Below are 14,267 nucleotides of genomic sequence, written 5' to 3'. Positions count from 1 at the left end.
TTTTTGCAAAACATAGTAATCCTCCTCTACGTACTGATTTTGATATTATTATATCATAATTACTACGTTTGGAAGTAATTACAAGCTTTTTGTGGGATAATCATAATATTATTAATGTCATTTACTATTCCAGACTTAATTGAATTACTCATATTTACCCTCCATTATTGTTTAAATGTAAAAAGTCCATTTGATATTCTCAGTAATTGTGTTTAAAATATTCATTTTGTAATGTTCTACGATTAAGACATAAATATTTACTTAATTAAACTATTTGCACTATAAGTTCTATATGCAAAATTAAATATGTTTTGTTAATTATACTATGAAAATCACTTAATATAATAAATATAAATAAACTAAATGTCGTGAAAATTTAATTCACAATATTTGTTAAATACTCATATATATCCATATTCCCATCATACTTTTATTTTCCTTTTATTTTTGCAAGAAATCTGATTAATATGGAATACTAAGTTTAGATTAGGAATTCGTTTAAATTTTTTATGAAAAAATGCGTTATTGGTTTTTAATAAAAATGTTATATATCTAGCAAAGAGTTTCAAAAAAGCAGTGGCAAATAAAAAATATTTCATTCATTTATTAAAATAAATGAACTATATAATTCGTTTATTAAAGGATTTAATAATACTTTGTCGAATTATAAATATGAGGGTTAAACGGGAACCCAATATCAACAATACCTAATGTAACAGTTAACTACGCAAACTATACAGGAATATTAAATAGGTTGTATAAAACAATAAATACAAATAAAAATAAATTTTATAAAACAAAGGACAAATAATATGGATATGAAAATTTTTAATAAAGATAATCTTATAGACGTTTCATTTATTATATTTGGAAGCTTCATAGGGTCTATTGGAATAAATATGTTTTTAATACATTCCAAGCTCCTAAGCGGTGGTACTACTGGCATAGCTCTTATTTTTCAATATTTATTCAAAGTACAAGCTGGTTATACAATACTACTACTAAATATTCCTTTATTCATATTAAGTGGATTTAAGCTCAATAATAAATTTACTATTAATTCCATTATTGGTACAGTAACTTTATCTCTTTCTTTGATTTTTACACATCCTGTAGCTAACATTTTACATATAAATGATAATTTACTTTATTGTTTGTATGGTGGTGTAGTTTGTGGACTTGGCTATGGTCTTGTGTTTGCTCACCATGGCTCAACTGGTGGTTTAGATATAGTTTCCATGGTCATTAAAAAAAAGTATACCAATTTTAATATAGGGAAAATTAATTTTATTGTGAATTTATTAATTGTTTCAGTCAGCAGCTTTATATTTGGTCTTCCTACTGCATTGTACACATTAATTGCTATGTTCATTACTTCTCTTGTACTAGACAATGTAATAAAAGGATTAGGTCAAAAAAAACTGGTCTTTATTATTACTGAAAAAGAAGAGGAAATTGCAAATATAATAATGACACAATTAAATAGAGGTGTTACTAATATTTATGGAGAAGGTGCTTACACAAAAAAGCAGAAAAAAATACTCTACTGCATAATACCTCTATCACAATTACCAGAATTAAAAAAAATAGTTAAAACTATTGATGATAGAGCCTTTTTAACTATTGCTGATGCGTCAGAAGTAGAAGGAAAAGGCTATAGGCATATGATTTAATTTAAAAATTGCTCATCACATGGTAAACTCTAAAACTATTATAATTAAAACCACAAAGGCATCTTTTTTAAAGGGTGCCTTTTGCTGTATAAAATTCACTATAATAAAGTATTAAGCCGTTAGAAAATGATTTCTGTATTGGACAGAAATCATTTTTTCTCCTTTAACGTATTAAAAATCTATTCAATATTACATATTATTATATTGAGCAAAAAAAACATCATAAATCACTTTTTACAAAAGTATATAGACATATTAACCCTTCATTTATACAAATTAGTAAGTACCAATTCCTTTGTTTTCAAATATCATATATTAAAAGGAGCTTTTATATTATGGATGACACAAATCTGTTTAAAAATATATGTAATCTAAGTAATGAAGAAATTGCTAAAAAATATCCATTTTTAGGTGAAGGTATATCTAGAGAGGTATATTCTATTAATAAATATTATGTAATTAAAGTAGCAAAAATTGATGATGGCAGCTATCAAAATAGAATAGAAAATCATGTTTATACTCATGCTACACCAAATTTGATAAAATACCTATGCCACATAGTATGGTTTGAACCTACTCGAATCATAATGAGAAGAGCAATCCCAATTTCAAGTATAATAAAAAACAAATATATAGATCTTAAAACAATCCGTCCAGAAAAAGAATCCTATGCTGATATAATCAAATTAGCACAAAATTTTATGCTCGATGCTGAAGATATAATTTCTACAAGCTCTTGGGGAATTTACAATAATGAAAATGTATTGATTGATTATGGTTGCACTAGCTATTTAGGTGATATTTTTTATACTTTTCGCTATAATTGGTAAGAAGTGTATTTTCCTATTTCCCCATGTAATATCCCGTTTTACAGCAATATATTAACTCATTTAAGGGTGGCCACGACATTTATTTCATCAAAAAACTACAGTTATATGATACATGGATAAAGAAAGATAATAAACTATATAAACCAACCTAATAGGTTGTAAAAGTGTTTCATGTAGTTTGATATGTTTTATGATACACATTACAATAAGTCCAGGGTAAATAATTCATGGGAGTTGTAAAGATGAATAATATATATGCATATATAAGAGCTAACACCAAAGAGCAAAACGCAGATAAGCAACATGAAGCTCTAAAACAATATTCTGTATATAATAACATTGAATATACAGCTACTTTCGAAGATATAGCAAATAGTAAAAATTTTGAAAGACCACAGTATAAAGCATTAAAAGAAATAATTAAACAAGGAGACACACTTATAATTAAAGAACTTGATAGACTAGACTGTAATATCATGGATACACCTAAGGAACTACAATACTTTTTTGAGCAAAACATAAAAGTGAAAATACTTGATACCCCTTTGGTAAGTACAGGAGACAATAAATTAGACTCTACTATAAAAACTATGCTCATTAGCTTGTTATCTTATATAGCATGTAAAGAGAAAGAAAAACTACAAGGTAAAGTTATAGAAGAACTAAAAACTGTTAAGGACAATGACGTTGAGGCAGGTAGATCTACTAGAAGTCTACCTAAAAACTTTAAAAAATATTATATCAAGTGGAAAAACAGAGAATTAACAGGTGTTAAATTTGCAAAATTGTTAAACATAAGCCGCGCTACATTATATAGAGATATAAAAGAATATCAAATATAAGAAAGGTTCTTAAAATGATAGTTTTTTAAAATATCACAGGTTTACATATAATATTTAGTATGCTGAATAAATTTGGTTTTTTTTAAACATAATAAATCATTAATAGGACTACATTTCTTTAAATTACCTTGAAAGGAATGTAGTCCTACTATATTTAATATATATACTAAAAGGTTCTAATGTATTATTTACACTTTTTATCACTATAACGAGTAATATTAAACTATGATAAACTGCTTACAAGATTATCAATAATGGCATCTTCATTCTTTTTGTTTTTTACTATATCACTAACTGATTTAAACCCTGAACGATCTTTTATATTACTACCACTAGAAGTTACAACTAAATAAATCTTATCTAATGCAATGGTTTTTAAAAAAGTTTTAATTGCAGGGACTTCCCTTCCAGCCCATAATGGGGTAACAACAATAAATTCATCAGCAATATTTAAATTCCCATGAATTTCTATATCAACATGCTTGTTCTTTGAAGCATAATATCCGCCTTTTATAAATCCTAATATACCCTTCCAATTCATATCATCTGTGATTTGTATAGTATCACAAGAAAGTTCATTAGCTATCTTTTCAGCTACCCTCTTGCTATTACCCGTTCTTGTAAAATAAACAACTTTATAATTCACAATATCGTCTCCCTTTTTATGTTGTCGATTATAGTTTTCATAAATTTCAACAGTATAATATAGACTTATAATAATGCTGCCTTAATCTAAAATATAAATTTCTGAATCTAACCTAACAATTTCTTTTCCATCAATCTGATAATATTCCCACGTGTGCTCATTAAATTTAAGATAATTCTTTACCTCATTTGTATTCAAATCTACTATACAAATTCTCAAATTTCCCATATCACACACATACAGCCTGTCACCATATGCTATTGCAAACTCTGGAGAATTAAACATTCCATTTACTCGTTCACCAATTGATTTTTTCTCATTATAAGTACCTTTTATATAAAATTAACATTTTAGACAATATATTGTATTGTTTTAATGAACTTTGCTCACTAAACCTAATTCCACAAATCTTTGTTAAATTCCTCTATATCCTTTTTAATATCTTAGTTTCTTCGAGACTAGTTATATTTACAATTGTAATATTTCCATCAAAATTGTTAATAAGAGTCTGATAATTATTCATATAAAACAAATTGCTTTTGTTTCTTATTTTTTCATGATTAAGTAGTTTAACTATCATATTATAGTTAATATAATATGATATAATTAAAATGACGAGGTGAGAACATTGGACAATGAAATAAAAGATATGCTAAGTCAATTATTAGAAAAGCAATCAAAACTTTAAAGAAAAGTAACTAGACTTGAAACAGAATTAAAAAAACATTCTATAAAATTTCAAACTATAGGGAAAAATATAAAAATAAATACAGAGTTGTAAAATGATCATAAAGATAATAGTAAAATTTCATTAAAAAATAATATTTTGTTAATTAAAGAAAAAGCAGGCTTATTATCTACATTTCTATATCTAAAAGGATATATGAAAGGCAAGTAAAAGGTATGATATTTATATATTATGGTACAATTATTAAAATTGCATAAATAAATAGTACCTATGTAATTTATTTCTCCAAAATTAAACATACAAATTATTAGATTGATACTTTTGTAATTAAGTTATGAAATTTAATTAACAGCTTATAATGAATTTAGGAATGTTTCATACGTATTTTCAAATGAATCATATGGGTTAGGACTTCCACCATTTGTGCTCTTGCATTGGTTGTCTCTATATTCTTGCCCCATTGCGAAAAGTCCCTCCATAGTTATAGGATGTCCTTCATCACAAGCTATTCTACAAAAGGCATCCATAGGGTCAGCAAGTATCCTCATTTTTAGTATCAAAATAGAGTAGTTTCAATGCAACAATTATATTATTCATTATTACAGCTCCTTCCCGTAAATTAATATTATTATAGCGCTATAGCAGAATTCAAACTAATGGATTATAACATGCTATTTCACTACATATTTCAAATACAATATTAAATACTTTTAATATATATATCCTTTATAGTTAAATAACTTCTTTAGATTTAAAAAATATGTTTAAATTATAACAACAAACTATTTTATAATTACCACATTTTTATCCTTAGCTTTAACCTGTCCAAGATTATAACTGAATTTTTTTCCGTTAAGTTCAATGAAAACTATAAGTACAACAATAGATGGTACCTTATCCTTTATTTCTTCAATGTTAACTTCTAATAACTTATCTCCTGCACTTACTGAATTGCCTTGTTCCACATAAACATTAAATCCTTCTCCCTTTAAATTAACAGTATCCAATCCAAAATGAATTAAAATATCAACTCCGCAATTACTTCTTATTGTAATAGCATGTTTGGTAGGAAATACAGATGTAATTATTCCATCAACTGGCGAAAATAGCACTCCATTTTCAGGCTCTATAGCAAACCCATCACCCATCATTCTTTGAGAAAATACTTCATCTGCCACGTCATCTAAATTTATAATCTCTCCTGAAATAGGAATTATAAATATTTCACTCTTTTCTTTGCTTTTCTGAACTTCCTGTACATTTTCTTTATGGATCTCTGATTGGTCATTAAACATAAAAGCCTTAATTTTATTAAACATTTTTCACCCTCCAATATCATCTAATATAATAAACTTGTGCTAAATTAAATATTTAAACTTCTTTATATTACTATTATATTAATAATTCCAATAAATTTAAACCTTTTCACTACTAAAAAAAACAGGTGTTTCATAAAAATAACATGTGTTCACTATAACTATACAATAAAAAATAGCAAGACAAATATTATATAAATTTCGTAATCTATATAATATTGTATTTTTGTATCTAACTCAATTTTGCTTGTTTTTTTCTAAATATAAACCTATTAAAAATTCAAATAACATTATAATATTCGCATAAAAAGAAGTAGCTACTTTATTACGATCATCCAAAGTATTCATATCATATAATTTAAAGTTTATATCTGATATTTTAGCTAATGTGTTATCTACATCTCCTGTAAAGGAAACTATTTTTATTCCATTTTTTTTAGCCGATTTAGAAACGTTCACTAAAAAATCCGTTTCTCCTGATTTAGAAACACTTATAAATAACTTTGCTTTAATTGCATTTACATCATAGCTTTCATATGATTCAGAGTAAATACAATTAAACCCAAGAACTAATAATTTTCTAGTAATATATCTTGCAATAGGTTCTGAAAATCCTTGACCGCAGGTATATATGACTTCACCTTTATTCTCGATTAATAAATTTATAAAATCACTAATTTCTTCAGATTCTGTTAAAGCTAATAATTCTTCTAAGTCTACTCCATAATATTTATTGTTATTTTGGCCTGATAAATGAGATTTTTTATCCTTCAATGTAAAATTCAAGTTATAATACATATCTAAAAATCCCGAATACCCTAGTTTTTTTGCTAAATTCATAATGGTAGTAGTTGACGTATAATTTTCCTTGGCTATACCCCTTACCCCTATATCTTTAACGTTCTCTATATTATTTATAATATAAATCAATATATTTTCTTCTGTTTTACTTAACTGATATTTATCAACCATTTTGCTAATGTCTAAATTCATGTATTTCCCACCTACTATAAATAGTATATAATTTATTTAATTTATTGTATTAATTCACTACTATATTATACCTTATATTCGACAAGATAGGTTAATAAAACCATTGATTTATATTTATGTATTTTTGCTATCTTAAACTAATCAAAAATAAAAAAGAGACTGCTAAATATAGATCTAAAATCTATATTTAGTAGTCTCAACTTTAAAAATTATTTTAATTGAGGCCAATATTCTTTGTTTACCTTGATTAAATCATCTAAAATATTCTTAGCAACAGATGCACTAGGTACGGTTTTAGAAAGTGTAATAGCTTGCCATAATTTTAAATATGATTTTTCTGCCCAAGCTTCAACTACTAATTTTTCTACAGAAACTTGTTGCTCCATTAATCCCTTCTGAAATTGAGGTATTTTTCCTACTACTAATGGTTCTGGTCCATTGCTTCCAACTATACAAGGTATTTCAACCATAGCAGTTGAATCAAAGTTTTCAATAGCTCCATTATTCTCTACAATTAAAAACATTCTTGCCTGTGAATTGTATGCTATAGCTGTTGCCAAATCAACAATATAAGATGCATGATCATCTACCTTCAAGGCACATCCTTTTGTAGATTGTTGCTTAATAACTTTCCTACACTCACCAAAGACAAACTTTTCTCTTCCATCAATTACTTCATTTGCTCTTGTATATTTTTTATCTGAATGTTTAACAACATAATCCTGAAACAAATAATATTTTAAATACGTATTAGGTAATGTATCTGGGTCTAATGCATATACATCTTTTGCTTTCGAGAAGGTATCATACCAACTTGCTTCAGTTTCTTGAGTACCTCCTTTATCCATTATATAACCATGTTTAGCAACATGTTCTTTTAATTTAGGCATTAAGTCATTTCCATCATTATCACGTATGTCTGTCCACCATCCAAAATGATTAAGACCATAATAGCGAGTTTTCATTTCTTTCCTGGACTTTAGTCCTAAAATTTCAGCCATTCGTACTTCTATGCCTATTGGCATATCACATATATTTAATATTTTCGAATTAGGCCTTAATTTTCTAGTTGCTTCTGCAACTATTGCAGCTGGATTTGAGTAGTTTAACATCCATGCACTTGGTGAATATTTCTCCATATAATCAAGTATTTCAATAACTCCACCAATGGATCTCATACCATAAGAAATTCCTCCTGGACCACAAGTCTCTTGCCCAAGCACATTATACTCTAATGGGATTTTCTCATCTAATTCACGCATTGCATATTTACCTACTCTTATATGCGCCATAACAAAGTCTATATCTGTAAATGCTTCTTTGGTATCTGTTGTTGCACAAAATTCAATATCTGGTGCTTTCTCCTTCAAAACAACTTCGCATGCACCAGCAACTATTGCTTGTCTTTCCTTATCATTATCGTATAATTTTAATTTTCTTATAGGGAACCTATCTAAGTTGTCTAAAAGCATTAATATTATTCCTGGTGTAAATGTGCTTCCACCACCAGCTATTGTTACTGAAAATTTTTTCATTATTATACCTTCTTTCTAATTTTATATATAATCTATGAATGGTAAATTATATTCTAATTGTTCACCAGTTCACAGTATTGACCTTTTTGAACATTAAACAACATTTGGGAAGCTTCAAGTCTGCCCTCTTCTATAAGTGGCAGTTGTCTAGCCTAGGAAAATCACTTTGGTAGCAGTCTAAATCTGCTTCCAAAGTTGTTAATATTGCAGCTCCGTAGGAGATGATTTAACATAACTTCCTTAAAGAGATAGATACTTGTCAACAGCACTTCTTACTCCGCTTACTTTAGGCCCATATATAGCTTGAATGTTATTCCCATTTTTTATTACCCCTAAAGCCCCAGTTGATTTTAACGCTATCTCATCAACTTTACCTGCATCTGTTATCTTCACTCTTAAGCGAGAAAAACAATTATCTACAGTTTCTATATTTTTCTTTCCACCAAGTGCTTCGACTATTACTGATGCTAAATCAGAACTATCGGTTTTAACTACTGAACTTTTGCTAGCTTTATCTTTATAATCTTTTTTAGTATATAATTTTACTTCACTATCTTCTCTACCTGGAGTTTTTAAATTAAATTTAATAATTATAAACTTAAATAAAAAGTAAAATGCTACTAGTTCAACTACACCTACACCTACAGCAATAGGCCATCTAGTCCTTCCCATTCCTGCTGGTAAATTATATGTCAAGAAATCTATAATACCTCCAGCTGCATAAGTTCTAACTCCAAGTGCTACAACAATTACTTGAAATATTCCATCAAATACTGAGTAAGCTACCCATAAAGCTGGTGCTACGAATAAGAACGTAAATTCTAAGGGTTCTGTAATACCAACCAAAACGGATGTTGCTACTGCAGGTATTAAAATAGCCTTTAATTTAACTTTATTTTCTGGCTTAGCTGTTTTATAAAATGCTAAAGCTGCTCCTACAAGCCCAAACATTTTGACCATACCATACTGTAAATATTTTGATGAAGGATCAAATACTTTTATTGATGGATCAGTTAACTGTGCTAAAAATATATTATAAGCTCCAAATACCGTTTTCCCACCAACCGCTAATGTTCCACCTATATTAGAGTAAGAAAATGGAGTCCATATTAAGTGATGTAATCCGGTTGGAATTAACACTCTATTTAAAAATCCATATAAGAATACACCAACATAACCTGATATATTTATAAAACCAGTTAAACCACTAATGCCTATTGCAATAACGGGCCAAATGTAGCTAAATGCTATACCAAGAATTAATAAAATAGGTACTAAAACTAAAAGGACTAATTTTGTGTTTCCATAAAATGCAAATGCACCGGGAAATTCTTTATTACTAAATTTATTATGAACAAGTGCTACAACTACACCAAGAATTATCCCTAAAAAAACTCCCATATCAATTACCTGAAATCCCAAAATTATAGTTTGACCTGTGCCATATAAATCTGAAGTCGCCTTGTAACTTACTAATTTCCCTGTTAACGCAAGCCACTCATTATTAGCTCCTAAAAATATTAAGAATGCAAGCACTGCCACAAGGGCTGCTTCTGCTTTTTTATCTTTTGCCATTCCCATAGCTATACCAACACAGAAGAGGATACCCAGATTATTCATAATTGGCCAAAGACCACTTGCAATATATTTTCCAACATCTATTAGTGAACTACCATCTCCAACAATTGTTGGATTGCTTAAAATAGAAGATAGCGCAATAATTATACCAATTATCGGTAAGAATAATACTGGAACAACTATAGCTCTTGCAAAAATTTGCATTCCATTTACTATCTTTTCTTTCATCTATAAATCCTCCTTTTTACTTTTACTGTTAATTTTCTCAATGTAATCATTTACTTTTTATACGAAATTTCTTCCCACTCTTTAATTTAAGACAACTACAAAGTTAATTTATAATTACTTAGTTCGTAGATTCTTAACTCCTCTCTTTTAATGTTTTATTAATTTGTTATTAGTTACACTCTAACAAATTTTTGTAATAATTTAAATAGAAATGCCCCCTTTAAAAACAGGTTAAGTCAATTGATAACCTGTTTTTTTTATACAATATTAACTTTTTAAGCCTATACAGCAAACAGTTTCTATACATAAAATTACTTTCTATTAGAAATTAATAAACACTACACATCATCTGAAATGTTATACATTGAGGCCTCCGAAAAAAATAAAGCCATAACAATATTTGCATTTTCACAAATCTTGTTACGGTTTTATAGTTGTATTAATTTTAGTTTTAATTAGAAGTTTGTTCTTCTAAAATCCATTTTTATTTACTTTATTACTTCAATTATATTGAATAGGCCATTCTATATCTTCATCTAATTGACTAACTGCTTCAAATGTCCAATAAGGATTCCTCATAGATTAAATAGCGTTTATCAACAGTCCTTTTTGTATTCTTCTAAAAATATCGGTTTAATTGAAAGATACCATTTTTCATTTGTGCAAATTTCAGCCCAATCAAGAATCCATATAAGTTATAAGTTATAAGTTATAAGTTATAATAAAAATTATCATATCACTATAAATCAATAATATATATACAATATAAAGGAAAATATGGTTTTATGAAGAATATTAGCCTTTATATTATATACAAAAATAAAATAATATCAGAAGGAGAATTGCTTTGAATAATTTAGAAATATTAAGAAAAAGAAACATACTTATGGCAGAAATAATGTGGATAATGTCAATAATATACATTGGTTTTTCATCATTAGCTGGGGTTGATAAAAAAGGTCTACTTATTATTGCACCGATACTAGTTGGTATAAGTGTATTTTTAAGCTTTTGTGTTTGGAAAAAAAGAATTGAATACAATTTAAAATATATAGCCACCATTGGATTGTGTATTACCCATTTTTTATTTGTACTTATGTTTCATGATCTTAACGGCTTTTTAATTGCTTTTGTAGTTATGGTGGCAATATCATTATATCAGTGCTATAAAACAATAATACTTTCAGCAATTTTAATAATTAGTACTTTGTTATATGGTTATTTTTCAGATGCTGGAAAAATGTTTGGTACGTTTAATGACCTCACAGGTTTAGGTATTGTACTTATGGTTTTTATTGTTATAATTATTTTGTTCTTTATCCAAATAGGTGCTACACAAAGACTAAATAAACAAGTAGATATGAAAATGAATGAAATCCAGACTTCTAAAAAAATTGTTGAAAATGTATTAGTAAAACTTCAACTTTCTATTAGCAATTTCGTTGCCTTCAGCAAGAAATTGCAGGAAAATGTAAATGCTTCCGGTAAAATTTCTGAGGAATTAGCGTCTGGTTTTAAAGAAATAAATTTAAATGTTGAATCTCAAACTAAATTAATAGGTGGAGTAAATAAGGAAATAGATACGGAAACTCAATATATAAAAAATGTATCAACAAGGTCAAGTGCTATGCGCTCTTTATCCGAAAATACGCTTTCTATGGCAGATGAGTGTGGTAATAATATTACTTTTCTGTCAGATGAAATGGGAAAAGTAGCCTCGAGCGTTGAGGGGGTAGTTCTAATTACTAATAGCCTAAATTTAAAAGCCAATAATATTGAAAGTATATTAGTGGATGTAACTGCTATAAGTAAACAAATAAATTTATTAGCATTGAATGCAGCTATCGAAGCAGCAAGAGCTGGTGATCAAGGCAAAGGTTTCTCCGTGGTTGCTGATGAGGTTAGAAAATTAGCTGAGGAATCACAAAGTTCTAATCTTAAGATTTCTAATATATTAGGGGATATCAAAAACAAAATAGGAGAAGTATCTAAAGAAATTAATGGACTTCAAATTTCAGCGGGTACCAGTAACGAATCTGTAAATAAAGTTATTAAAGCTTTTGAAAGCATAAATTATAATTCTAAGGAAATGTTATCTAGCGCTTCAGAAGTTGACAAATAATCATGGTATGATCTATACTATGTACTATAAAACGATTTTAGTCTAAACGACCAAAATTAAGAAAGGTTGACTGGGAAAAGAATGAAAAATAATAAAGAACAAATAATAAGAGAAACAATAATTGAATCAGCATCCATCCTTTTCAAAAAATGGGGTTTGAAAAAAACATCAATGGAAGATATAGCTAGATCAGTTAGAAAAGGAAAAAGCACAATCTACTATTATTACGCCAATAAAGAAGAAATTTTTCTTATTGTAATGGAAACACTTGCTAAAGATATAGTGAAAAGCTCAAAAGAAGTTATAAATAAAGAAAAAAGAGCGGAAGATAAACTCAGAAAATATTTACTTGAATATAGTTCTGAAATAAAAAAATATGCAGCTCTATACGACATTATACGATATGAACTAAAAGATAACATTGAGCTAAAGACCAAAATAAGGACAAGCTATGACACAGAAGAAAATGAATTAATTAAGGAAATAATTAAACATGGGATTTTAAATAAAGAATTTAAGCAGTATACCGAAGATGAAGTTAAACAAATTTCCAGTACTATTTTAGGCATTGCAAGAAGTATGCTGTTCGATTTGTATATTGAAAATCTACCTGCCGATGGGGGGAATAGGATGAATGTATTTTTGGAAGTGTTATTTAATGGAGTAAAAAGGCAAGAAATTAATGATATCGACTCTGATAAACTTCATTAGTTGTAATTAGAAACTATCATTAACACATCGTAAAAACTATTTGAATTAGTGTTAGGAGATATATTATATGAAAGTTAAAAAAGTTATTATACCAGCAGCAGGACTTGGAACAAGGTTTTTACCCGCAACAAAGGCACTACCTAAAGAAATGTTGCCTATAGTTGATAAGCCTACAATTCAATATATTGTAGAGGAAGCTGTTGCTTCTGGCATAGAAAAAATATTAATTATTACAGGAAGAAATAAAAAGTCTATTGAAGATCACTTTGATAAATCAGTAGAACTTGAGCTAGAACTCGAAAATAAGCATAAAAATGATCTTCTTAAACAGGTTAGAAGTATATCAAACATGGTAAATATATATTTTATAAGACAAAAAGAACCAAAAGGACTTGGGGATGCTATAAATTGTGCAAGAACTTTTGTAGATAATGAACCTTTTGCTGTAATGCTCGGTGATGATATAGTTGATGCTAAAACCCCCTGTTTAAAACAACTTATGGATTGTTATGAAAAAAAGAATACTACAATCCTAGGGGTTCAAAAGGTAGCCCCCGAAAATGTTGATAAATATGGCATTGTTGATGGAGTTCAAATTAGTGATAAAGTATACAAGGTAAATAACCTAGTTGAAAAGCCTAAAGTGGACAATGCGCCATCAAATATAGCTATACTTGGCAGATACATAATAACTCCAGATATATTTGATATATTAGATCAAACGCTACCTGGCATTGGCAACGAAATTCAGTTAACTGATGCTCTAAAAACATTAATTAAACGACAAGATATGTATGCATATGTATTTGAAGGACGTAGATATGACGTTGGAAATAAATTAGGTTTTCTTAAGGCTACAGTAGAGTTTACTTTAAAAAGAGATGCTTTAAAAGTTCCATTTATGAAATATCTTCAGACTTTAAAAAATGATGATAACTTTAGTGGCCTATATGAAGAAGTAGCTATTGGCAAAGAAAAACATTTATAATTTATAAATATTATGATTATCCCACAAAAAGCTTGTAATTACTTCCAAACGTAGTAATTATGATATAATAATATCAAAATCAGTACGTAGAGGAGGATTACTATGTTTTGCAAAAAT

Annotated in this window: 13 protein-coding genes; 6 read left to right on the top strand and 7 right to left on the bottom strand. The window is 28.0% G+C overall.

From position 1 onward, the window contains the following. The first annotated feature begins 812 nt into the window (after positions 1-812). The 3 genes from KPL38_RS14630 to KPL38_RS14620 all read left to right on the top strand — a co-directional run bounded on the left by KPL38_RS14630 (position 813) and on the right by KPL38_RS14620 (position 3,345). Positions 813-1,673, top strand: a complete 861-nt coding sequence (locus tag KPL38_RS14630; protein ID WP_216289886.1) for a YitT family protein — start codon at positions 813-815, stop codon at positions 1,671-1,673. 335 nt (positions 1,674-2,008) lie between these two features. After that, positions 2,009-2,503: a hypothetical protein gene (locus tag KPL38_RS14625; protein ID WP_216289885.1), complete on the top strand. Its 495-nt coding sequence runs from the start codon at positions 2,009-2,011 to the stop codon at positions 2,501-2,503. A 242-nt stretch (positions 2,504-2,745) separates the two neighbouring features. Further along, complete coding sequence (locus KPL38_RS14620) at positions 2,746-3,345, top strand: recombinase family protein (protein WP_216289884.1); 600 nt, start codon at positions 2,746-2,748, stop codon at positions 3,343-3,345. A gap of 223 nt (positions 3,346-3,568) precedes the next feature. Here the strand turns inward: KPL38_RS14620 and KPL38_RS14615 are convergent, their stop codons facing one another. From KPL38_RS14615 to KPL38_RS14585, 7 genes are all read right to left on the bottom strand, one after another. Then, a complete protein-coding gene (locus tag KPL38_RS14615) occupies positions 3,569-3,991 on the bottom strand; it encodes a flavodoxin family protein (RefSeq protein WP_216289883.1) in 423 nt (140 codons plus the stop codon). A gap of 81 nt (positions 3,992-4,072) precedes the next feature. Beyond that, positions 4,073-4,276, bottom strand: a complete 204-nt coding sequence (locus KPL38_RS14610; protein WP_216289882.1) for a YncE family protein — start codon at positions 4,274-4,276, stop codon at positions 4,073-4,075. A gap of 756 nt (positions 4,277-5,032) precedes the next feature. After that, positions 5,033-5,239, bottom strand: coding sequence for a hypothetical protein (locus tag KPL38_RS14605; RefSeq protein WP_246577982.1), 207 nt, complete (start codon positions 5,237-5,239; stop codon positions 5,033-5,035). A gap of 222 nt (positions 5,240-5,461) precedes the next feature. Further along, positions 5,462-5,998, bottom strand: coding sequence for a PTS sugar transporter subunit IIA (locus KPL38_RS14600; RefSeq protein WP_216289881.1), 537 nt, complete (start codon positions 5,996-5,998; stop codon positions 5,462-5,464). A 234-nt stretch (positions 5,999-6,232) separates the two neighbouring features. After that, complete coding sequence (locus tag KPL38_RS14595; protein ID WP_216289880.1) at positions 6,233-6,988, bottom strand: MurR/RpiR family transcriptional regulator; 756 nt, start codon at positions 6,986-6,988, stop codon at positions 6,233-6,235. Between the two features lie 209 nt (positions 6,989-7,197). Continuing rightward, positions 7,198-8,523 carry a 6-phospho-alpha-glucosidase gene (locus KPL38_RS14590; RefSeq protein WP_216289879.1) on the bottom strand — a complete coding sequence of 442 codons (1,326 nt, stop codon included), beginning with the start codon at positions 8,521-8,523 and terminating at the stop codon, positions 7,198-7,200. 240 nt (positions 8,524-8,763) lie between these two features. After that, on the bottom strand, positions 8,764-10,329 hold the full coding sequence (locus KPL38_RS14585) for a PTS transporter subunit EIIC (protein WP_216289878.1): 1,566 nt from the start codon (positions 10,327-10,329) through the stop codon (positions 8,764-8,766). Positions 10,330-11,176: 847 nt separating this feature from the next. Between KPL38_RS14585 and KPL38_RS14580 the strand changes: the two genes are divergently transcribed. The 3 genes from KPL38_RS14580 to galU all read left to right on the top strand — a co-directional run bounded on the left by KPL38_RS14580 (position 11,177) and on the right by galU (position 14,150). After that, a complete protein-coding gene (locus KPL38_RS14580; protein ID WP_216289877.1) occupies positions 11,177-12,451 on the top strand; it encodes a methyl-accepting chemotaxis protein in 1,275 nt (424 codons plus the stop codon). 81 nt (positions 12,452-12,532) lie between these two features. Continuing rightward, complete coding sequence (locus KPL38_RS14575; protein ID WP_216289876.1) at positions 12,533-13,162, top strand: TetR/AcrR family transcriptional regulator; 630 nt, start codon at positions 12,533-12,535, stop codon at positions 13,160-13,162. A 67-nt stretch (positions 13,163-13,229) separates the two neighbouring features. After that, the gene (gene galU, locus KPL38_RS14570; RefSeq protein WP_216289875.1) at positions 13,230-14,150 is read left to right on the top strand and encodes a UTP--glucose-1-phosphate uridylyltransferase GalU; all 921 of its coding nucleotides are present in this window, start codon (positions 13,230-13,232) and stop codon (positions 14,148-14,150) included. Positions 14,151-14,267 lie beyond the last annotated feature (117 nt).

The organism is Clostridium psychrophilum (assembly GCF_018861705.1).
GTDB classification, from domain to species: domain Bacteria; phylum Bacillota; class Clostridia; order Clostridiales; family Clostridiaceae; genus Clostridium_AD; species Clostridium_AD psychrophilum.
This window is presented reverse-complemented; position numbering and strand designations above follow the sequence as displayed.